Source organism: Sphingomonas sp. GCM10030256 (assembly GCF_042666415.1).
GTDB lineage: Bacteria > Pseudomonadota > Alphaproteobacteria > Sphingomonadales > Sphingomonadaceae > Sphingomicrobium.
Map to the genome: position 1 here is coordinate 489,648 of NZ_JBHTDI010000002.1, position 18,072 is coordinate 507,719.

The window sequence follows — 18,072 nt, forward strand, 5'->3', positions numbered from 1 at the left end:
TTTACGACAATGTCGACCGGGTCCGCTGCTGCCGCTCGAAACTCATCAGCAGGCCAAGGCAGATCATCACCGTCATCACCGCCGATCCGCCATAGCTGACCAGCGGCAGGGGAATGCCTACCACCGGGGCCAGGCCCATCACCATCAGCAGGTTAATTGCGAAATAGGAGAACAGCACCGCCGACAGCCCCGCGCAGGAGAGTTGGCCGAAGCGGGTCGGCGCCTTCACCGCCACCTTCATGCTCCAGCGGAGCACCATCAGATACGCGAGGATGAGAATGGTCCCACCGACCATCCCCCATTCCTCCGTCAGCGTCGCAAAGGCGAAGTCGGTATGCCCCTCGGGGAGGTATTGAAGATGGCTCTGGCTGCCTTGGAGGAAGCCCTTGCCGAACATTCCGCCGGAGCCGATCGCGATCTTGCTCTGCGTAATGTGGTAGCCGGAGCCCAGGGGATCGTTTTCGGGGTCGAGGAACGTGTCGATCCGCTTGCGTTGGTAGCCGTGCAGGAACTGGTAGATGATCGGGATGGCCGCTGCCACGATGCCGCCCGGGACCAGGAACCAGCGTAGCGGTACGCCTGCGACGAACATCACGGTGATGCCTGCGAAGACGATCATCAGACACGTCCCGAGGTCGGGCTGAAGCAGCACCAGGACCGCCGGGACCCCGATCAGCATGGCGGCGGGCCAGATCGCGCGGAAGCGCTTGATGTCCCCGGCCGGCAGAAGCTCATAGAAACGGGCAAGCATCAGAGCGATCGCGGGCTTCATGAACTCGGACGGCTGCAGCCTGATGATGCCGAGGTCGAGCCAGCGTTGCGCGCCCTTGCCGACAAAGCCGAGCGCATCCACCGCGATGAGCATCAGGACAATGGTCGCGTAAACCGGCAGGATCAGCTGCTTGACCGTCGATTCCCGCACGTTGGAAATGGCCACGGCGACGCACAAGAAGAAGAGGAATGCCAGGCCCTGCCGGAGCGCCCAGGGCTGCAGCGAACCGCCGGCCGCAGAGAGCAGGTTCACTAGGCCGAACAAGCCGATCCCCCCGACCAGGAACATCAGTCTCCACGGCAGGCGCGCCAGCGGTTGGGGGATGATCGCGGATGAGATCATCATGCGCCAGACGCCTTGGTGGCGGTAGCGGCGCTTGCCGCCGCCGCCGCGGCATCGATCGCCCTGGCCCGCCGTTCGGTGCGCTCGATCAGCGTGCCGCCCCAGTCCGCTTCCAGTTCGGCGAGCCGCTTCACCGCCGCCTGACGGTCGAACAGGTAGGTCAGCACGTCCTTGGCCACGGGTGCGGCCGCGCGCGCTCCGCCCATGCCATGCTCGATCACGACCGAGCCGGCGTAGCGGGGTTTGTCGAACGGCGCGAAGAAGACGAACAGCCCATGGTCGCGGTACCGCCAGTCCCCGCCCTGCCCTCGCGATGCACTGGCGGCGAGCCGGCGGACCTGCGCGGTGCCGGTCTTGCCCGCCATTTCGATGCCCGGAATGTTGAGCCGCGACGCTCCAGCCGTGCCGTCGCCGTTGACGACTTCCCACATGCCCCCGCGCACCGTGTCCAGATGCTTCGGCGAGAGGTCCAGCAGAGGTGCGGGCGTCTTGTGCGCGCCAATCAGCATGGGATGGGCCATGCGCCCGCTGGCGATGCGAGCCGTGCTGACCGCCAGCTGGAGCGGGTTCACGATCACGAAGCCTTGCCCGATGACCGCATTCAGCGTGTCCGAGCGCGTCCAGTCGGGCCGCTCAATCAGTCGCCGGTTCTTTGCGAAGCGGCGCTGCTTCCACTCGCTGTCCGGAATGGTGCCGTAATTCTGGCTGACCAGCGGCAGATCGAACTTCTCCCCCAGGCCGAGCAGGCGGGCGGTGGGCGCGATCTTGTCGTAGCCGATGCGATTGGCCATCGCGTAGAAATAGCTGTTGCAGCTCTTGGCGATCGCCCGGTGCATGTCGACCGAGCCGTGCCGCCCGAGGCAGCGGAAGAAGCGATTGCCGAGCTGGTAACCGCCGCCGCAGAACACTCGCTCCCTGGGGTCGATCCCGTGCTGCTGCAGCGCGAGCGCGGCCATCGGCTTCAGCGTCGAACCCGGCGGGTAAAGCGCGTTGACCGTCTTGTTGAGTAGCGGCTTGCGGGGATCTTCCGACAGTGTCTTCCACTCGGTTCGGCCGATCCCGTCGGAAAAGCTGTTCGGATCGTAGGACGGCATGGAGGCCATGCACAGGATATCGCCTGTCTGGCAGTCGAGGATGGTGCAACTGCCGCTTTCCTCGCCCAGCCGCCGGGCGGCATATTCCTGCAGGCCCGCGTCGATCGACAGCTGGACGGTACCGCCCGACCGGTCCGGCTTGGGCGTCAGCTCCTGCACGAGCTTGCCCCGCGCGGTGACCTCCACCCGCTGGCCGCCCGGATCGCCGCGTAGGCGCTTCTCCAGCACCTCCTCTAGCCCTTCCTTGCCGATCTTGAACCCGGGCGTGATCAGCAACGGGTTCTTCTCTTCCTCATATTCCTTGGCGCTGGCCGCGCCCACATAGCCGACCAGATGTCCCACCGCTGCGCCGGCAGGATAGAAGCGGGTGAACCCGCGCGCCGGCTCAACGCCTGGTAGCTCGGGCAAGCGTACCGTCACTGCCGCATAGCGCTCGTAGGGCACGTTCTCCGCCGCCTGGACAGGCTTGAACCCCTTGGATTCCTCGATCTCGCGCCGGATCCGGTCCATCTGGTCCGGGCCGAGCTGGAGCAGGTTGGCGAGGACTCCCAGCTCCGTCGCGACGTCAGTCATCCGCTCCGGGATGATATCGACGCGGAAGTCGCTGCGGTTGATGGCGATGGGCTTGCCGAACCGGTCGATGATCCAGCCCCGCCGCGGCGGGACGATGATCAGCTGAACCCGATTGTCCTCCGACAGGAGATTGTATTTCTCGTTCTCGGCGATCGACAGCCAGCCGAGGCGGCCGATCAAGGCCGCGCCGACCGCCGCCTGAGCCCCGCCGACGACCATCATCCGACGGGAGAAGGTCAGGCCCTGATGGACGTTTGTGAAGCGGCGCTGGTCGTGCTTCATCGGCCCAGCCTCCACCGGTCGAGCGCGCTCGCCGCCCAGGCCGCGAGTGGAAACACCAGGATGGACAAGGTGATCGGCGGCAGCAGGCTGGCGTACGCCACCGGCGCGCCCATCAGCCCGTCGATCCACCAGCGCGTCGTCTCATTGCCCACCACCAGCACTGCCGCGAGCCCCCATTCCACCCAATAGTCTCGCCACATCGTGCGGCGATCGAGAAGGTCGAGCAGCAGCATGGCGGTGGTCCAGATCACCACAGACAAACCTATCGGAGTTCCGGTGAGCAAGTCATTAACCAATCCGAGCGGCGCTGCCCACCACGCCGGGATCACGTCGCCGCGGAGTAGGCGCCAGGCGATCAGCAGCAGGAAGCCGACATCCGGAATCCAGCCAAGCTGGACTACGATCGGCATCAACGCGAAGCAGGCGGCGACCGCGACGGAGATAGCGGGAACGAATCGGGCCAGCGCCTTGGGGCCCCGCTCCAGGGTGTTCGGCCTGCCAAGTGCGAAGCGGACCATCAGGGCGCGTCCGCGGTCTCGTCGGCCACTGCTAGGGCAGCCTCTTCGAACGGCGTTTCCACCACCGCGAAGCTGGTGTCGGACGGGTCAGCCAGCGGGACCGCGATGGCGCCGTCGTCGTCCAGACGCACCACTCGGGCGACCGGGATCAGCGGCGAATACAGGCCTCCGGTGCCGGAGGTCACCACTACGTCGCCCCGCCGGAACGGATTGCGGCCGACCTCCAGTGGGCGAAGGTCGACAGTCCCGTCGCCCCGGCCAGTGGAGATGACCGCCATCCCGCCGCGCAGCAGCCGGGTGGGCAGCACATTGCTCCGATCGGAAATGAGGAGCACTCGGCTGGCGGTGCGGCCGGCATCGACCACGCGGCCGATCAGGCCGTCTGCGGCGCGCACCGGCATGCCGATGCGGACTCCGTCCCCAGTCCCGGCCGAGATCACCGCGAAGCGCCTCTGGCTCTCGAAGGAGGAGCCGACAATCCGGCCAGTCGCGACGGCCCGAGCGCTCTTTTCGCGCAGTTGCAGCACAGCCTTGAGCTGGCGGTTCTCGTTGATGATCGCGCCGGCCTGTAGGATCTGGCGCTGCATGGTCGCCCGTTCCTGCTTGAGGGCGGCGTTCTGACGGGCCGCATTCCAGTAATTGCCGGCGCCGCTGAACAGCCCTTCGACCGTGACGACCGCTTCGCGCAATGCGCCGGTGACTGGCGCAGTCGTGTCCAGCGCCGCACCGCGGATGCCGGCATAGGCGTTCGGAGCGGCCAGTGACATCGCGAGCAGCACGATGCCCAGCAGAACGCCGGTCAGCGCCGCGACGAAGCTGAAGAACAGCCCATACTGCGCCCGCCGCGACCAGCCGGGGCGCGCACCCATTGGTGGCGCCACTTGCCCCTACCCTCTTAAGCGGTCTGAAGGACGCCGCGGAACTGCTCTTCCTCGAGCGCCCGGCCGGTGCCGAGCGCGACGCAGGTGAGCGGATCCTCGGCGACCGTGACCGGAAGCCCGGTTTCGTCCCGCAGCACTTCGTCTAGGCCCTGCAGCAACGCTCCGCCGCCCGTTAGGACGATCCCCTGGTCGCAGATGTCGGCCGCCAGTTCCGGCGCGGTGTTCTCGAGTGCGATCCGCACGCCTTCGACGATGGTGCCGACCGGCTCGGACAGCGCTTCGGCGATCTGGCCCTGGTTGATCGTGATTTCCTTGGGCACGCCATTGACCAGGTCGCGGCCCTTGATGTGGACGGTCTTGCCGATCCCGTCGACCGGCGGCTTGGCGATGCCGACCTCCTGCTTGATCCGCTCGGCGGTCGCTTCGCCGATCAGCAGATTGTGGTTGCGCCGGACGTAGGACGAGATCGCCTCATCCATCTTGTCGCCGCCGACCCGAACGGAGGTCGTGTAGGCCAGACCGCGAAGCGACAGCACTGCCACCTCCGTGGTCCCGCCGCCGATATCGACGACCATCGATCCGATCGGCTCCGTCACCGGCATGTCAGCGCCGATCGCAGCGGCCATCGGCTCCTCGATCAGATACACTTGGCTCGCCCCGGCGTTGGAGGCGGCGTCACGGATCGCGCGGCGTTCGACGCTGGTCGAGCCCGACGGCACGCAGATCACGATCTCCGGGAAGCGCCAGGCGCGCATCTTGCCGCCGTGCACCTTGTGGATGAAGTGCTTGATCATTTGCTCGGCGACATCAATGTCGGCGATGACCCCATCCCGGAGAGGGCGGATCGCCTCGATCTGGTCGGGGGTCTTGCCCATCATCAGCTTGGCGTCGTCGCCGACCGCCTTCACCTTCTTGATGCCGTTGATCGTCTCGATCGCGACCACCGAGGGTTCATTGAGGACAATGCCGCGCCCCCGGACGTAGACGAGCGTGTTCGCCGTCCCGAGATCGATCGCCATGTCGTGCGACATCCATTTGAACCAGCGCGTCCAGAACATTCCCCGACCGTCTTCCTGAAAATGAGGTCAATCCGTTGACGTAAATCGCTGTTGAATCTGCCGGAAAAACAGCGCCTCGCCCGGGCCAGTCGATTGGGCTAGGACCCCCAACATGTCAATAAGAAGGCTGCCGTCGCACTTGGTCGATCGCATCGCCGCCGGCGAAGTGGTGGAGCGCCCGGCCAGCGCCCTCAAGGAACTGGTCGAGAATTCACTCGACGCTGGCGCGACCGAGGTGACCGTGCGCCTGTCCGCGGGCGGGCTCGACCTCGTCGAGGTGACCGACAACGGACACGGCATGAGCCCCTCAGACATGGCGCTGGCGCTCGAACGGCACGCTACGTCCAAGCTGCCGGACGAGCGAATCGAGGCGGTGACCAGCTTCGGCTTCCGTGGCGAGGCCCTTCCCTCCATCGCCAGCGTCGCGCGCTTCACACTCGAAAGTCGGCCTCAAGGCGCTGACGGGTGGCGGATCACGGTGGATCACGGCGAGCGGCTCGACGAGGGCCCGGCCGCGTTGCCGCCCGGAACCAGGGTCCGGGTGGAAGGCCTGTTCGACCGGGTGCCGGCGCGGCGCAAGTTCCTCCGCAGCCCCCGCGCCGAATATGCCGCCTGCCTCGATTCGGTGCGCCGCCTGGCGATGGCCCGACCGGATGTCCGCTTCACCCTGGAGCATGACGGCAGGCGGTCGCTCGGCGTGCAGCCGTCCGGGCTGCAGGGCCGGGTCGCGGCGCTGCTCGATCCCGGGCTGGAGCGGCATGGGCTCGGCATCGACCTCGTCCGCAACGGGCTGCGGCTCGGCGGCGTGGTCAGCCTGCCGACGTTCAACCGCGGGGCAGCCGACCAGCAGTTCCTGTTCGTCAACGCGCGTCCGGTGAAGGACCGGCTGCTGGTGGGCGCCCTCCGCGCCGCCTACCGCGATCTCCTCGCCCGCGACCGCCACCCGATCGCAGCTTTATTCCTCGAAGTTCCCGCCGACGAGCTCGACATCAACGTCCACCCGGCCAAGACGGAGGTCCGCTTCCGCGATCCCGCAGCGGTGCGCGGGCTGATCGTCGGCGGCCTACGGGCGGCGCTCGACGAGGCCGGTCACCGCAGCGCCGCGCGGGAGCAACTCGCCGCACCGGTGCAGTGGGTGTCGTCAACCGACCTGCGCCATCCTGGGGCGGGCGGAGGTGCCTATGAGTCGCCGCCTCCCTGGCCTCCCCAATCCCCTACGGCGACCGTTGGAACGAGCATGGTCGCGGAAGCCCGCGCCCTGTTCCACCACGCGCCAGCCGCCCGCGCGGAGCCAGCCAGCGCGGCAGTGCCCGCTCACCCGCTCGGCGTCGCCCGCGGCCAGGTGGCGGCGACCTACATCGTCGCGGAGGCTGAAGACGGCCTCGTCATCGTCGATCAGCATGCGGCCCACGAGCGCCTCGTGCTCGAGCGGATCAAGCGCAGCGCCGGCAACGGCGGGGTCGCACGCCAAGCGCTGCTGATGCCTGATGTCGTCGAGTTGGACGAGCCCGACTGCGACCGACTGGAGGAGGCGGCAGCGGAACTCGCCCACTTCGGGCTGGAGATCGAGCGGTTCGGCCCCTCGGCGATCCTCGTCCGGGCGACTCCTGCGCCGCTCGGCCGCATCGATGCTGCCCGGATGCTCGCCGACCTTGCCGCCGAGCTTGCTGATCTGGGCAGCCCGCATTCGCTCAAGGAGCGGCTGGATGAGCTGGCGGCGACCTTCGCCTGTCATCATTCGGTCCGCGCCGGGCGAACCCTGTCGGTTGCGGAAATGAACGCGCTGCTGCGCGAAATGGAGGTCACTCCGCACAGCGGCCAGTGCAATCACGGCCGTCCGACGTGGGTCAAGCTCGCCCATGGCGACATCGAGAAACTGTTCGGCCGCCGCTGACGGTTGTCAGCCGCCGTTGGTCCCGGCGGTTGGGGTCAGGGCCGTCAGGCTCTCCGCCAGGTCCGCCTGCCGGAACGGCTTGGCAAGATAGGGAATATCCCCGACAAGCCCGTCCAGATCCGCGTATCCCGACACCACCAGTATCGGGAGTCCGGGCAAGCGCGATCGGACGCGCTTGGCCAAATCGGTCCCGGTGATCCCCGGCATCAGGTGATCCGTCACCAGCAGGTCCGGCGCGAGTCCGTCGTCCAGCGCGGACCATGCGGCCTCGGCCGAGTCCGTCTCCACGACCTCATAGCCAAGGTCGGTGAGCATGGCCGCCGTCGAGGCCCGCACCAATTCTTCGTCATCGACCAGCAGCGCGGTTCCGAGCGCGGACAGGCGCGACTCGCGCGACGGAACGATTGGGACCGCCGCAGCATCGGCCGCGACCGGCAGCCACAACTCGACGGCCGTTCCTTCCCCTGGCTTGCTGGAAATCCGCAGCGCTCCCCCAAGCTGCGCGGCGAGCCCATGGACCATCGAGAGGCCAAGGCCCGTGCCCTTGCCAATGCCCTTCGTCGAGAAGAACGGCTCGATCGCCCGCCGCAAGGTCTCCCCGTCCATTCCGGTGCCCGTGTCGGCGACCGTGAGAACGATATGCCGTCCTTTCGCCAGTCCCTCCTGGCCCGCCACAACAGTCTCGGCACGGACACCGATTCTGATGCTGCCACCCTCCGGCATCGCATCCCGCGCATTCACACTCAGGTTCAAGAGGGCCATTTCGAGTTGGTTGCTGTCGGCACACGCGGCCGGAAGGTCCCGCGCGACATCCACCTCGACCCGCACCCGCGGTCCGGACGTGCTTGCCACCAGGTCGGCCATGTCGCTGACAACTTGGCCCACGTCCACCGCCGTCGGCTGAAGCGGCTGGCGACGGGCAAAAGCCAGCAGGCGCTGTACCAGCACCTTGGCCCGCTCGGCGGACTGTAGCGCGCCGTTGACCAGCCGCTGGGTGCGCGCGTCCCCCTCCCCCTTGCGCTGGAGCAGGTCCAGGCTCCCTATGATCGGGGTCAGGAGATTGTTGAAATCGTGGGCGACCCCGCCGGTCAGCTGTCCCATGGCTTCCAGCTTCTGGCTCTGCCGAAGCGCTTCCTGCGCCTGCTCGCGCTCGGCGATGATTTTCTCCACCTCGCGCTCGAGGCCTTCCGTCAGGAGCACTTCGCGATCGATGTCGATCGACGCGACCACTCCGCCGGTAAGCGTCCCATCCACGTCGCGGATCGAGGTCGCGACATAACGCACCCAAGCCCGCGAGCCGTCTCCGCGCTGGACATGGCAGACCAACTCCGCCCGTGCCGCCTGCCCCGCGATCACCTTGGCGAGTGGATACTCTTCGCTCTCGACCTGGCGGCCGTTGCGGTGGAAGGCGACATAATCATGCTTGTAGCGCTCGACGGCTTCGGACTGGATGATCGGGCGGCCGATGATCTCCTCGACCCGCGCGTTGCCGCCGGTGATCTGACCAGTCGCGTCGGCAAACACCAAGCCAACTGGAGCGGCCTCGAGCACCGCGCGTAGCTGCGCCTCGCTGCGCTCGAGCGCGAGTTGCTGCTCCCGCTGGGCTGTGATGTCGGTGAACAGGACGGCGACATTCCGCTCCAGGGGGTCGCCGATGCGGAAGGCATAAACGTCGAACCACCGGCCCAGCGCCGCAGCATGCTCCGTGAACCGGACCGACTGGCCAGTCCATGCGACCCGTCCGTAGCGTTCGAACCAGACGCCCTCGAGGTCCGGAACGACCTTCTTCACGGATTTGTGGAGAACCTCCTTACCGAGGCCGGACTGCTCCGAGAAGGCCGGGTTGATCTCTGAAAAGCGATAGTCGGCCGGCTGGTCACCCTCGAAGGTCACCTGAAGCACGCAGAAGCCCTGCTCCATCGACTCGAACAGCGCGCGATACCGTTCTTCGCTGCGCCTGAGTGCAGCTTCAGCCGCCTTTCGCTCGCGAATGTCCGCGACGACCGGGATGAAGAATTTGACGCTCCCGTCTGCGTGTCTTTCCGCCGAGACGGTCAGGCTCACCCAGATGTCTTCGCCGTCCTTGGCCAGATAGCGCTTTTCCAATGTGTAGCTGTCGATCTCACCGCGCAGGGCACGCTCGACCAGGGCGACGTCGGCTTCAAGATCGTCCTGGTGGGTGATCTCCTTCCAGCCGCAACTCAGTATCTCTTCCCTGCTGCGACCGAGAATGTCGCAGAAACGGTCATTGACCTCGAGGAAAGGACCCTCGGGAGAGACCCGTCCAATGCCGACGGCAGCTGAAGCGAAGACAGTTCGATAACGCTCCTCGCTTTCACGAAGTGCTGCTTCGCGCGCGCGCCGTTCCTCGATGTTCCGCGCTTCGATGACCGTGCCGACCGGCTTGCCTGCCTCGTCGAGCAGCGGGCTTGCGGTGAAGGCCACGGGATAGAAGCTTCCGTCCGGCGCGACAAACAGTTCCTCGCCCTTGGTCCGCGCATGTTCAGGAAAGGCACGGTCGATCGGGCACTCTTCAAGGGGGTAGTAGGACCCGTCGGGCTTCTTGTGATGAATGACGTCATGTAGAGGGCGACCCTGCATCTGGTCGAAGCTATACCCCGTCAGACTCTCCGCCGCGGCGTTGGCGAACACACACTGCTGCCGCTCGTCCATCAGGAACACGCCCATGGTCGTGTTGTCGAGGATGGCGTTCAGCCGCTTGGTCGCTTCCTGCGCTTGGTCTTCGGCCGTCATTTGGTCGGTGATGTCGGTGTTGGTTCCGAACCAATGAGTGATGCGGCCCTCCGCGTCCCGCAGCGGCTGGGCATGCCCGAGAAACCAGCGATAGCCACCCCGTCCACGAAGCGGATAGCGTCCTTGCCAGGCCTCTCCCGTTTCCAAAGATCTGGCGAAGCTGCCGATTACCCTGCCCTTGTGGTCGGGGTGGTGAAACTGAGACCAGGCCGTCATCAGCTCGTCGATCGGTGCTCCGGTGTAGGTTAGAAAGCTACGATTGAACCACAGAGGATTGCCGGTCGGGTCATTGATCCACGCCATCTGCGGCATGCTGTCGGCAACTTCCCGCCAGAAAGCCGTTGCCGCCAACGGGTCCAATGCTGTGCCTACTGCATCCATTGTGAAGGCGGCCCCGAGACAAAGTTCGACTTACGCTGGGAAAACCCCCGAACTCAAGCAGCCCATTTGCACCCGGGCGGGCAAATGGTAGCGCAAGGCAACCTTTTTACAGCCGGGATCCCGTCATGACCCTTCCTGCCGTCTTCGACCGCCTCAGGATCCCGGTAATCGGCGCGCCATTGTTCATTGTGTCCAACCCTGATCTGGTGATCGCTCAGTGCAGGGCGGGAATCGTCGGAAGTTTTCCGGCGCTCAATGCCCGCCCGCAGAGCCAGCTGGACGAATGGCTGCACCAGATCACCGAAGAGCTGGCCGCCCACGACCGCGATCATCCGGACGCCCCGTCGGCGCCGTTCGCCGTCAATCAGATCGTGCATCGCTCCAACGACCGGTTCGAAGACGACATGGGGACCTGCGCGAAGTGGAAGGTCCCGATCGTCATCACCTCGCTGGGGGCTCGCGAGGAGCTCAACCATGCGGTGCACGACTGGGGCGGGTTAACCCTCCATGACATCATCGACGACCGCTATGCCCGAAAGGCGATCGAAAAAGGCGCCGACGGGCTGATCGCCGTCGCCGCCGGGGCCGGCGGACATGCCGGGCGCTGGTCGCCGTTCGCGCTGGTGCAGGAGATCCGCAAATGGTTCGACGGGCCGCTCGCCTTGTCCGGCGCGGTCGCAACCGGCGGTGCAGTCCTTGCGGCAAAGGCGATGGGAGCCGATTTGGCCTACATCGGCTCACCCTTCATCGCGACCGACGAGGCCCGCGCCAGCGACGACTACAAGCAGGGTGTGGTGGCGGGCGGCGCAGCGGACATCGTTTACTCGAACCTGTTCACGGGCATTCACGGCAACTACCTTCGGGGCTCGATCGCGGCTGCCGGAATGGACCCCGACAATCTCCCGCAAGCGGGACCGGAAGCAATGAGCTTCCAGTCCGCGAGCGGCGCCAAGGCGTGGCGCGACATATGGGGCTCGGGCCAGGGCATCGGGGTGATCGACAAAGTCCGCCCGGCGGGCGACCTGGTAGCTCGTCTGGCCGAGGAATATGCTGCGGCAAAAGCGCTGATCTGCGGCTGAAGCCCACTATTGCGAGCTGGCCCGAACGGTTTCGAGGGCGCGCCGCCAATTGTCCGGCCAGGGCACCGGCCGGCGGGTCTCTCGATCGACCAGCACATGAACGAAATGCCCCTGCGCGGCTGCGACGTCAGCGTCGAGCGCAAAGATGCCAAGGACATAACGCACGCTCGACCGCCCAAGGTCGGTCACCGCCAGTCCGACGTCGACCATGCCCGGGAACGACAGCGGCGCATTGTAAGTGCATCCGGTCTCGACGACCAATGCGATCCGTTCGCCCCGCGCAATCTCCAGCAGCCCTTGCGCGACCAGCCAGGCGTTCACCGCGCTGTCGAACCATTGGTAATAGACCGTGTTGTTGACGTGACCATAAGCGTCATTGTCCGCCCACCGGGTCGTGAACCGCTGCCACACCCGGAACTCGCTTCGCCTGGCGGGCGGCGGCCGGCTCACCACGCCGCCTCGTAGAGCCGCTGTGCGTCGGTCGCAGTGATCTCCACCGGATTGTTCACCAGCAGTCGCTGCTGCTTCATCGCCTCGCGGGCCAGTAGCGGCGCTTCATCGAACGCGATGCCGTGATCGCGCAGGCGGGGCTGAAGGCCGCTGGCCACCACCAGCTCGTCCAGCCGTTCGATCAGCACCGCAGTCCGCGCCTGCGTGCCCAGCCCGCCGCAGCTTGGATCGATGATCGCGCCGAGCTCCGCATATTGCTCGCGCGCCGCTTCTGCGTTGAAGGCGAGCACATGCCGCAGCATCAGCGCATTGCTGAGCCCGTGCGGCAGGTGGTGGAGTCCGCCCAGGGGATAGGCGAGCGCATGGACCCCGGCGACCGGTGCATTCGCAAAGGCGAGCCCAGCAAGATGCGCCCCGAGCAGCATCGCCGTTCGCGCCTTGCGATTGTCCGGCTTCGTGCAGGCGGTCAGCAGGTGGCCTGACAGCAGCCTGAGCGCCTCGCGGGCATGAAGGTCGCTGAGCGGGTTCTTGGCACGGACGGAAGTGTAGGCTTCGATCGCATGAACGATGGCGTCGATCCCCGTCGCGGCGGTGAGCGGGCGGGGCATCCCGACCGTCAGTTCGGCGTCGAGTACGGCAAGGTCGCCGATTAACGCCGGTGAGTTGACCCCGCGCTTTTCCGCGCCTTCTACGGTGATGACCGCCACCGGGGTTGCTTCGGATCCGGTCCCCGCGGTGGTCGGAACCAGGGCGAGCGGAAGCCTTGTCCCCCGCGCATTGCCGACTCCCCAGATGGTGTCCAGATCATCGCCGGAGCCGAGCAGATACGCAGCCAGCTTTGCTACATCCATCGGGCTGCCCCCGCCGAAGCCAATCACCGAGCATGCTCCCGCGTCCGCCCCTACCCTCACCGCCTCCAGCAGCGTGTCGCGGGACGGGTCCGCCTCGACCGCGTCGAACAGGGTGACGGTACGGCCCTGCTCTTCAAGGGAGTGGAGGCAAGGCTCGGCCAGCCCGCAGCCGCGAACTCCGGAATCGGTGACGAACAGGATCGGACCAGCCGGCAGCAGCTTGCCGAGCTCCGCAGCGCGCCCGCTGCCGCTCAGGACCCGTGGGCCGGGATGGAAGGTGAAATCGCGCATCGCCGCGCGATGCTAGGCGGTCAGGACGGCCGTTGCCAGATCAGGTCACGCTCCAGTCGGCTCATCAGTGCGCGCGCCGGACTTGATGCCGGAGCCTCACTGACGCTGTCCTCGTCCAGCCGCTGCACCCGGGCGTAAAGGTCGGTGCTGGCAGTGACCAGCCGCCTGGCTTCCGGCGGAAGATTGGCGACGATGTTGGGATCGCTCTCGGCGGCATGGCCCAGCCGCCGCTCGGGCCGGCGCTCGCTCCCCGGGGCGATTTCGCCGCTTTCCACGGCTCGCTGGGTCAGCAGCCAAGCGACGATGTGCATGATCCGAGTAGTGACCCGCAGGGATTCGCAGGCGAAGCTGACCCGCACGAACGGATCGAGGGTCGATCGCTCATGCCGCGCAGCCTCGTCGAAATACGTCCTGGCCTCGTCCGCCAGGAGCATCGCTTCGGTATACAGACTGTCGATCAGGCGCGGGGTGATCCGCGTTTCTCCCGGCCTTTCGCCGCCAAGCTCTCGTCCAGTGTCATGCATCGCCATCAGACTGCCACCAAAGCTGCCCGGTGAAAACGCTGTTCGGCCGCGTCCGCATCAAAGTCGCCCCTCGAGTCCCGCACTGGCACAGGTCAGGCGATGATGTCGGGGATCGCCTGGTCGGCGAGCAGCGCGATCTCGTCGCGCAGCCGCAGCTTGCGCTTCTTCAGCCGGGCGATCTCAAGCTGGTCCGCTTCCGCGTCCGCCCGCATTAACTCGATGCGGTCGTCAAGGCGCCGATGCTCCAGCTTGAGCTCGGCCAATCGTTCCGCAGGCGCTGGATCATCGTTCATGCGCGGGCTTCTAGTGCAACGAAGTTAACCGGTCACGGCAGTCCGTCCGCCAGATTCGACGAGACGAATGGCTGGAGGCGCGACAAGCGGGGCGGAATATGGTTGTCTGGCGTTGTTGTCGCGACCAGCAAAGAAGGGAATGACACCGATGGACAAGGCCCATGTCGAAGCGTTGGAAACCAAGCATGCCTCGCTCGAAGCGCAGATCAACGCCGAAGAGACCCGCCCCCATCCCGACGACACCCTGCTGATGCGACTGAAAAAGCAGAAATTGCGAATCAAGGATGAGATGCTCGGCCTGACCGTGCACTAAGCTTTTCGATTTCCTCCCCCGCCCCGCGCGGGGGAGAACTCCGATCAATCGTCGCGCGAGACTCTCTCGATGCGCTCGTGCCGCTCCTGCGCTTCCAGGGTCATGGTCGCGATCGGGCGGGCTTCCAAACGGCCGAGGGAAATGGGCTCCCCGGTCACTTCGCAATAACCATACTCACCGGCATAGAGCCGACGGATCGCGGCATCGATCTTCGCGATCAACTTGCGCTGGCGATCGCGGGTGCGAAGCTCGATGCCCCAGTCCGTCTCGCTGGAGGCGCGGTCGGCAAGGTCCGGCTCACGAAGCGAGTCGATCTGCAGCTGCGCCATGGTTGCGCGGGATTCCTCGACGATGGCGTCCTTCCAGTCGCGCAGCTTGTGGAGGAAGTAAGCGCGGTGTCGCGCGCACATGAACTCTTCATCATCCCTTGGGCGGTAATCCGCCGCAAGTATCAGGCGATCGAATTGTTCAGCTTCTTCGCCGTAGAGATCGACCAGCGCAGTCGCCATCATGCCCTCCCCAACTCACCGCCGAAATCAACTCGGCGAACACCAGTCAAGCGCCTCCTGCATCGGCCGCCCCACCAGCCTTGAGCAGGTAGCAAAACAAGACTTTTCCGGAACTTAGACTCAAAACAAGCCGGATGGTCCCAGGACCGCCTATACTTGCGTCACTCACCCTGAACAAGCACTGACGAACAGCTTGGCAACGCTTGTCGCAAATCATGTTGCCAAAATGGCGCAAACCCACCGCATTGCGCGCAATCATTGTACCCCTATAGCACCAGTCATGCGCATTCTCCTGACCAACGATGACGGCGTATCCGCCCCTGGGCTCGCGCTGCTGGAGCGAATCGCCAAGTCGCTGTCCGACGACGTGTGGATCGTCGCCCCGGCCGAGGAGCAATCGGGGACTGGCCACTCCCTGACGCTGACGCGGCCGATCCGCCTGCGCCGGATGGGTGAGCGCGAGTTTGCCGTCAGCGGCACCCCGACAGACGCGGTGATGATGGCGCTGGCCTATCTGATGAAGGACTCGCCGCCGGACATCATCCTGTCGGGGATCAACCGCGGCGCCAACCTGGCGGATGACGTGACCTACTCCGGCACCGTGTCGGCCGCGATGGAGGGCGCGCTTGCGGGCAAGCGCTCGATCGCGCTCAGCCAAGCCTACTCGCGGGAAGGTATGGGCGACACGGTCCCGTTCGCGGCGGCGGAAGCCTGGGCGGAGCGGGTCCTCGTTCCGCTTCTGGCCGAGCCGATGCCACCCGGGACACTGGTCAACGTCAATTTTCCGGCGCTCGCCCCAGACGAGGTCAAGGGGATTCGGGTCGTTCGCCAGGGCTTCCGCGACTACGGACGCCTGCGGATAGACCGCCGCACCGACCCGCGTGGCTATCACTATTACTGGTTCGGCCTGGGGACGGCGGTCGAGACCCCGGGGCACCAGACCGACCTTGAAGCAATCGCCGACGGCTTCGTCTCCGTCACTCCGCTCCACCTCGACCTGACCCACGAGCCATCGCTGACCGCGATGCGCCAGCGCTTGGCCGGGGACGCACAGTGATCTGGTGGTATCAGTTGAAGGAATTGCTCGCCCTCGCGACGGGGTTCAGCATGGACGCGCTGCATGTCGTCGCCGAAGTGCTGCTGCAGCTGGTCGCGGCGGCGGCGCTTCGCAGCTCGGTCGCACGCTGGTTACCCTGGCTGGCGGTGCTGGCGCTTGAACTGATCAACGAGGTCAGCGACCTTTATGTCGAGCAATGGCCGCAACGGGGGATACAATATGGTGAAGGAGTCAGCGACCTGCTGTTGACGTTGGCGCTGCCGACGGTTTTGCTGCTTACCGCCCGCCGTTAGCCGCGGCTGCTCGCCCTGACTCAGCGGAAGCGATAACCGTCGACATTCCCCTTGGGGCTGTAGCGGCAGACAAGGAAATCGTTGGCCGCAGCGCTGTAGACGGCGCAACCCACATGCGTGGTCGTCGGCCAGACCACCTGCGTATAATGCCCGATGTCCTCCCACCGACCCGTCCGGCTGACCGCCGGGAAGATGCCGGGCCGCATGTGGGTGCGCTCCGCAAGCCAGGTGCCGACCATTTGCTCGGGCGAGTAATAGCCGCGGCTCCCCATCCACAAATTCTCGCTCTGCCCGGGGCGCATTGTCCTCGGGCTGTGACGAAGGGCGCCCATCTGCTCCAGCATCGGGCCGTAAGCCGCCGCGGATGCCGCCAGCCTCTCGTCCCATGCCAGCGGCGCGGCTCCCATGCGCGCGCGTTCTCGGTTGTGCGCGGCGAGAATACGCTCAGCAGCGCGGCTGGTGTTCGGCCCGCCGCGATACGGACCGACGTTCATTGCACTTGCGGGCCAGGCGGCCAACAGCGTGCCCGCGACCAGCGCCAGATGCACCACAGCTTTCATCGCGAAGCCCTCCCCGCCTCCGCAGCGCCCAAGGGCGCCGTCGCCAATCTTGCTGCAGTTAAGCTAAGCGCGATTGGCTTACCGTTTGCTAAAGAACCCCCCGGTTCTTCTCGCCTCGGGGAAGCTATTGGGATCGGGCGATGTGGGAAGCTCGCGGTTTCCAGGGTGCGTGCACTTATCGCCGAGGCGTCGTCGCAGTGCGCCCAAGCGGTCTTCCGGAGAACGGGAGTTTAACGCGCTGCGTGGCCGCGGTGCCACGCCTGGAACATGAGGATGGTCCACAGGGCCGCGGCATACTCGGTCCGACGGGCGAGATGATTGATCCACCTGCCAGGCACCACTGCTGGCTCAAAGAAGCCGGGCTGGCCAAATGCTGGTTTGGACAACAGGTCTTCGAGCCAGTCGCGCAGCCACTCGCCGGCCGGAACCCCAAAGCCAGCTTTGGGACGTTCGGCCATGCCCGTCGGGAGGTGTCGTACCGGCAACCGCCGGACGATCTGCTTGCACAGACCGTTGTGTATCTTCATCGGCAGTAGAATGCCGGCGGAAAGCTCCGCCACCCGCTCCTTGTGTCATGGTGGCGTCTCTCTATGAAAGACGGCAATGCCCGACGACACCTCTTCTGCGGCGAGGCTGCCCGCCGGCTGCGCGATCCTCGACCTGCAGATCAGAGGCGATGAACGCGGCTCCCTGGTCGCCATCGAAGGCCGGCGCGACGTGCCGTTTCCGATCGAAAGGGTTTACTACATCTTCGGCACCCCGCCCGGCGTGGACCGCGGCTTCCATGCCCATCTGCGCCTGCGGCAACTAGCGATTGCGGTGAGCGGGGCGTGCACCATGATGTTGGACGACGGCCACGAGCGAACCGACGTGCGGCTGGACCGGCCCAATCGAGGCTTGGCGATCGGACCGATGATCTGGCGCGAGATGCGGGACTTCACGCCGGATTGCGTGCTGATGGTCCTTGCCGACGCTCATTATGATGCGGCGGAATACCTGCGCGACTATCCTCGCTTTCTCGAAATCGCGCGGCGATGACTTCTCCTCTCCGCGAGGTAGGCGCAGCTAACGTTGAGCTTCGAGGCGAGATCGACCAGGTGCTGGCGCGTGTCCTCAGGTCCCACTGGTATATCGGCGGGCCGGGTTTGAGGAGGAGTTCGCCACATGCTGCTGGCGGCCTGCAGCGTTGGCGCGGGCGGAGAGCTGGACGTGCTCCATTTGGCATTTCGCGCCATGGACGTCGGCCTGAGAAACGAGGTGATCCTGGCCAGAAACACCTTCGTCGGACAGCGCTTGCAGTGAC

At 65.9% G+C, this 18,072-nt stretch carries 20 protein-coding genes; 7 read left to right on the forward strand and 13 right to left on the reverse strand.

The window, feature by feature from the left end; translation table 11 throughout:
- Window position 1: 1 nt before the first annotated feature.
- The 5 genes from rodA to ACFQPG_RS10200 are packed head-to-tail and all read right to left on the reverse strand — an operon-like array spanning window position 2 to window position 5,520.
- Window positions 2-1,114, reverse strand: a complete 1,113-nt coding sequence (gene rodA / locus ACFQPG_RS10180) for a rod shape-determining protein RodA (RefSeq protein WP_380813131.1) — start codon at window positions 1,112-1,114, stop codon at window positions 2-4.
- Window positions 1,114-3,063 (reverse strand): penicillin-binding protein 2, encoded by a 1,950-nt coding sequence (mrdA, locus tag ACFQPG_RS10185; protein WP_380812637.1) that lies wholly within the window; start codon window positions 3,061-3,063, stop codon window positions 1,114-1,116. Before mrdA ends, rodA begins: the two co-directional genes overlap by 1 nt.
- Window positions 3,060-3,581: a rod shape-determining protein MreD gene (mreD, locus tag ACFQPG_RS10190; RefSeq protein WP_380812640.1), complete on the reverse strand. Its 522-nt coding sequence runs from the start codon at window positions 3,579-3,581 to the stop codon at window positions 3,060-3,062. The genes mrdA and mreD overlap by 4 nt, the downstream gene beginning before the upstream one ends.
- Window positions 3,581-4,450: a rod shape-determining protein MreC gene (mreC, locus tag ACFQPG_RS10195; protein WP_380812643.1), complete on the reverse strand. Its 870-nt coding sequence runs from the start codon at window positions 4,448-4,450 to the stop codon at window positions 3,581-3,583. The genes mreD and mreC overlap by 1 nt, the downstream gene beginning before the upstream one ends.
- Window positions 4,451-4,476: 26 nt before the next feature.
- Window positions 4,477-5,520 (reverse strand): rod shape-determining protein, encoded by a 1,044-nt coding sequence (locus tag ACFQPG_RS10200; RefSeq protein WP_380812646.1) that lies wholly within the window; start codon window positions 5,518-5,520, stop codon window positions 4,477-4,479.
- A 112-nt stretch (window positions 5,521-5,632) separates the two neighbouring features.
- Between ACFQPG_RS10200 and mutL the strand changes: the two genes are divergently transcribed.
- Entirely contained in the window at window positions 5,633-7,414 is a 1,782-nt protein-coding gene (gene mutL / locus ACFQPG_RS10205) for a DNA mismatch repair endonuclease MutL (RefSeq protein WP_380812649.1), read from the forward strand.
- 6 nt (window positions 7,415-7,420) lie between these two features.
- On the opposite strand, the gene ACFQPG_RS10210 is transcribed toward mutL, so the two are convergent.
- Window positions 7,421-10,549: a PAS domain S-box protein gene (locus ACFQPG_RS10210; protein ID WP_380812652.1), complete on the reverse strand. Its 3,129-nt coding sequence runs from the start codon at window positions 10,547-10,549 to the stop codon at window positions 7,421-7,423.
- A 125-nt stretch (window positions 10,550-10,674) separates the two neighbouring features.
- Between ACFQPG_RS10210 and ACFQPG_RS10215 the strand changes: the two genes are divergently transcribed.
- A complete protein-coding gene (locus tag ACFQPG_RS10215) occupies window positions 10,675-11,628 on the forward strand; it encodes an NAD(P)H-dependent flavin oxidoreductase (protein ID WP_380812655.1) in 954 nt (317 codons plus the stop codon).
- Window positions 11,629-11,634: 6 nt separating this feature from the next.
- Here the strand turns inward: ACFQPG_RS10215 and ACFQPG_RS10220 are convergent, their stop codons facing one another.
- The 4 genes from ACFQPG_RS10220 to ACFQPG_RS10235 all read right to left on the reverse strand — a co-directional run bounded on the left by ACFQPG_RS10220 (window position 11,635) and on the right by ACFQPG_RS10235 (window position 14,037).
- Window positions 11,635-12,078: an acyl-CoA thioesterase gene (locus tag ACFQPG_RS10220; RefSeq protein WP_380812658.1), complete on the reverse strand. Its 444-nt coding sequence runs from the start codon at window positions 12,076-12,078 to the stop codon at window positions 11,635-11,637.
- On the reverse strand, window positions 12,075-13,220 hold the full coding sequence (locus tag ACFQPG_RS10225) for an iron-containing alcohol dehydrogenase (protein ID WP_380812661.1): 1,146 nt from the start codon (window positions 13,218-13,220) through the stop codon (window positions 12,075-12,077). Before ACFQPG_RS10225 ends, ACFQPG_RS10220 begins: the two co-directional genes overlap by 4 nt.
- Before the next feature lie 20 nt (window positions 13,221-13,240).
- Window positions 13,241-13,750 (reverse strand): DUF1465 family protein, encoded by a 510-nt coding sequence (locus ACFQPG_RS10230; protein WP_380812664.1) that lies wholly within the window; start codon window positions 13,748-13,750, stop codon window positions 13,241-13,243.
- A gap of 86 nt (window positions 13,751-13,836) precedes the next feature.
- Complete coding sequence (locus tag ACFQPG_RS10235; protein WP_380812667.1) at window positions 13,837-14,037, reverse strand: DUF465 domain-containing protein; 201 nt, start codon at window positions 14,035-14,037, stop codon at window positions 13,837-13,839.
- Between the two features lie 148 nt (window positions 14,038-14,185).
- Here ACFQPG_RS10235 and ACFQPG_RS10240 point away from each other — a divergent pair, with 148 nt between their 5' ends.
- Entirely contained in the window at window positions 14,186-14,350 is a 165-nt protein-coding gene (locus ACFQPG_RS10240) for a YdcH family protein (RefSeq protein ID WP_380812670.1), read from the forward strand.
- 44 nt (window positions 14,351-14,394) lie between these two features.
- On the opposite strand, the gene dksA is transcribed toward ACFQPG_RS10240, so the two are convergent.
- On the reverse strand, window positions 14,395-14,859 hold the full coding sequence (dksA, locus tag ACFQPG_RS10245; RefSeq protein WP_380813134.1) for an RNA polymerase-binding protein DksA: 465 nt from the start codon (window positions 14,857-14,859) through the stop codon (window positions 14,395-14,397).
- Window positions 14,860-15,139: 280 nt separating this feature from the next.
- On the opposite strand from dksA, the gene surE reads away from it, so the two are divergent.
- Both surE and ACFQPG_RS10255 read left to right on the forward strand, forming a co-directional pair.
- Entirely contained in the window at window positions 15,140-15,916 is a 777-nt protein-coding gene (surE, locus tag ACFQPG_RS10250) for a 5'/3'-nucleotidase SurE (RefSeq protein ID WP_380812673.1), read from the forward strand.
- Window positions 15,913-16,209 carry a hypothetical protein gene (locus tag ACFQPG_RS10255; RefSeq protein ID WP_380812676.1) on the forward strand — a complete coding sequence of 99 codons (297 nt, stop codon included), beginning with the start codon at window positions 15,913-15,915 and terminating at the stop codon, window positions 16,207-16,209. Before surE ends, ACFQPG_RS10255 begins: the two co-directional genes overlap by 4 nt.
- Before the next feature lie 20 nt (window positions 16,210-16,229).
- On the opposite strand, the gene ACFQPG_RS10260 is transcribed toward ACFQPG_RS10255, so the two are convergent.
- Entirely contained in the window at window positions 16,230-16,769 is a 540-nt protein-coding gene (locus ACFQPG_RS10260) for a CAP domain-containing protein (protein WP_380812679.1), read from the reverse strand.
- Between the two features lie 230 nt (window positions 16,770-16,999).
- Entirely contained in the window at window positions 17,000-17,329 is a 330-nt protein-coding gene (locus ACFQPG_RS10265; RefSeq protein WP_380812682.1) for an asparagine synthase-related protein, read from the reverse strand.
- Window positions 17,330-17,372: 43 nt separating this feature from the next.
- Here ACFQPG_RS10265 and ACFQPG_RS10270 point away from each other — a divergent pair, with 43 nt between their 5' ends.
- Complete coding sequence (locus tag ACFQPG_RS10270; protein ID WP_380812685.1) at window positions 17,373-17,807, forward strand: sugar 3,4-ketoisomerase; 435 nt, start codon at window positions 17,373-17,375, stop codon at window positions 17,805-17,807.
- A gap of 126 nt (window positions 17,808-17,933) precedes the next feature.
- Entirely contained in the window at window positions 17,934-18,071 is a 138-nt protein-coding gene (locus ACFQPG_RS10275) for a hypothetical protein (protein ID WP_380812688.1), read from the forward strand.
- Window position 18,072 lies beyond the last annotated feature (1 nt).

What these genes read in the sequence shown, in the direction of transcription:
- dksA (WP_380813134.1), bottom strand. Translation starts at nt 14,859, where the DNA reads ATGGCGACTGCGCTGGTCGATCTCTACGGCGAAGAAGCTGAACAATTC.
- mreC (WP_380812643.1), bottom strand. Translation starts at nt 4,450, where the DNA reads ATGGGTGCGCGCCCCGGCTGGTCGCGGCGGGCGCAGTATGGGCTGTTC.
- ACFQPG_RS10275 (WP_380812688.1), top strand. Translation starts at nt 17,934, where the DNA reads ATGCTGCTGGCGGCCTGCAGCGTTGGCGCGGGCGGAGAGCTGGACGTG.
- ACFQPG_RS10270 (WP_380812685.1), top strand. Translation starts at nt 17,373, where the DNA reads ATGCCCGACGACACCTCTTCTGCGGCGAGGCTGCCCGCCGGCTGCGCG.
- ACFQPG_RS10240 (WP_380812670.1), top strand. Translation starts at nt 14,186, where the DNA reads ATGGACAAGGCCCATGTCGAAGCGTTGGAAACCAAGCATGCCTCGCTC.
- mrdA (WP_380812637.1), bottom strand. Translation starts at nt 3,063, where the DNA reads ATGAAGCACGACCAGCGCCGCTTCACAAACGTCCATCAGGGCCTGACC.
- ACFQPG_RS10210 (WP_380812652.1), bottom strand. Translation starts at nt 10,549, where the DNA reads ATGGATGCAGTAGGCACAGCATTGGACCCGTTGGCGGCAACGGCTTTC.
- mreD (WP_380812640.1), bottom strand. Translation starts at nt 3,581, where the DNA reads ATGGTCCGCTTCGCACTTGGCAGGCCGAACACCCTGGAGCGGGGCCCC.
- ACFQPG_RS10200 (WP_380812646.1), bottom strand. Translation starts at nt 5,520, where the DNA reads ATGTTCTGGACGCGCTGGTTCAAATGGATGTCGCACGACATGGCGATC.
- mutL (WP_380812649.1), top strand. Translation starts at nt 5,633, where the DNA reads ATGTCAATAAGAAGGCTGCCGTCGCACTTGGTCGATCGCATCGCCGCC.
- ACFQPG_RS10225 (WP_380812661.1), bottom strand. Translation starts at nt 13,220, where the DNA reads ATGCGCGATTTCACCTTCCATCCCGGCCCACGGGTCCTGAGCGGCAGC.
- ACFQPG_RS10215 (WP_380812655.1), top strand. Translation starts at nt 10,675, where the DNA reads ATGACCCTTCCTGCCGTCTTCGACCGCCTCAGGATCCCGGTAATCGGC.
- ACFQPG_RS10230 (WP_380812664.1), bottom strand. Translation starts at nt 13,750, where the DNA reads ATGGCGATGCATGACACTGGACGAGAGCTTGGCGGCGAAAGGCCGGGA.
- surE (WP_380812673.1), top strand. Translation starts at nt 15,140, where the DNA reads ATGCGCATTCTCCTGACCAACGATGACGGCGTATCCGCCCCTGGGCTC.
- ACFQPG_RS10260 (WP_380812679.1), bottom strand. Translation starts at nt 16,769, where the DNA reads ATGAAAGCTGTGGTGCATCTGGCGCTGGTCGCGGGCACGCTGTTGGCC.
- rodA (WP_380813131.1), bottom strand. Translation starts at nt 1,114, where the DNA reads ATGATCTCATCCGCGATCATCCCCCAACCGCTGGCGCGCCTGCCGTGG.
- ACFQPG_RS10235 (WP_380812667.1), bottom strand. Translation starts at nt 14,037, where the DNA reads ATGAACGATGATCCAGCGCCTGCGGAACGATTGGCCGAGCTCAAGCTG.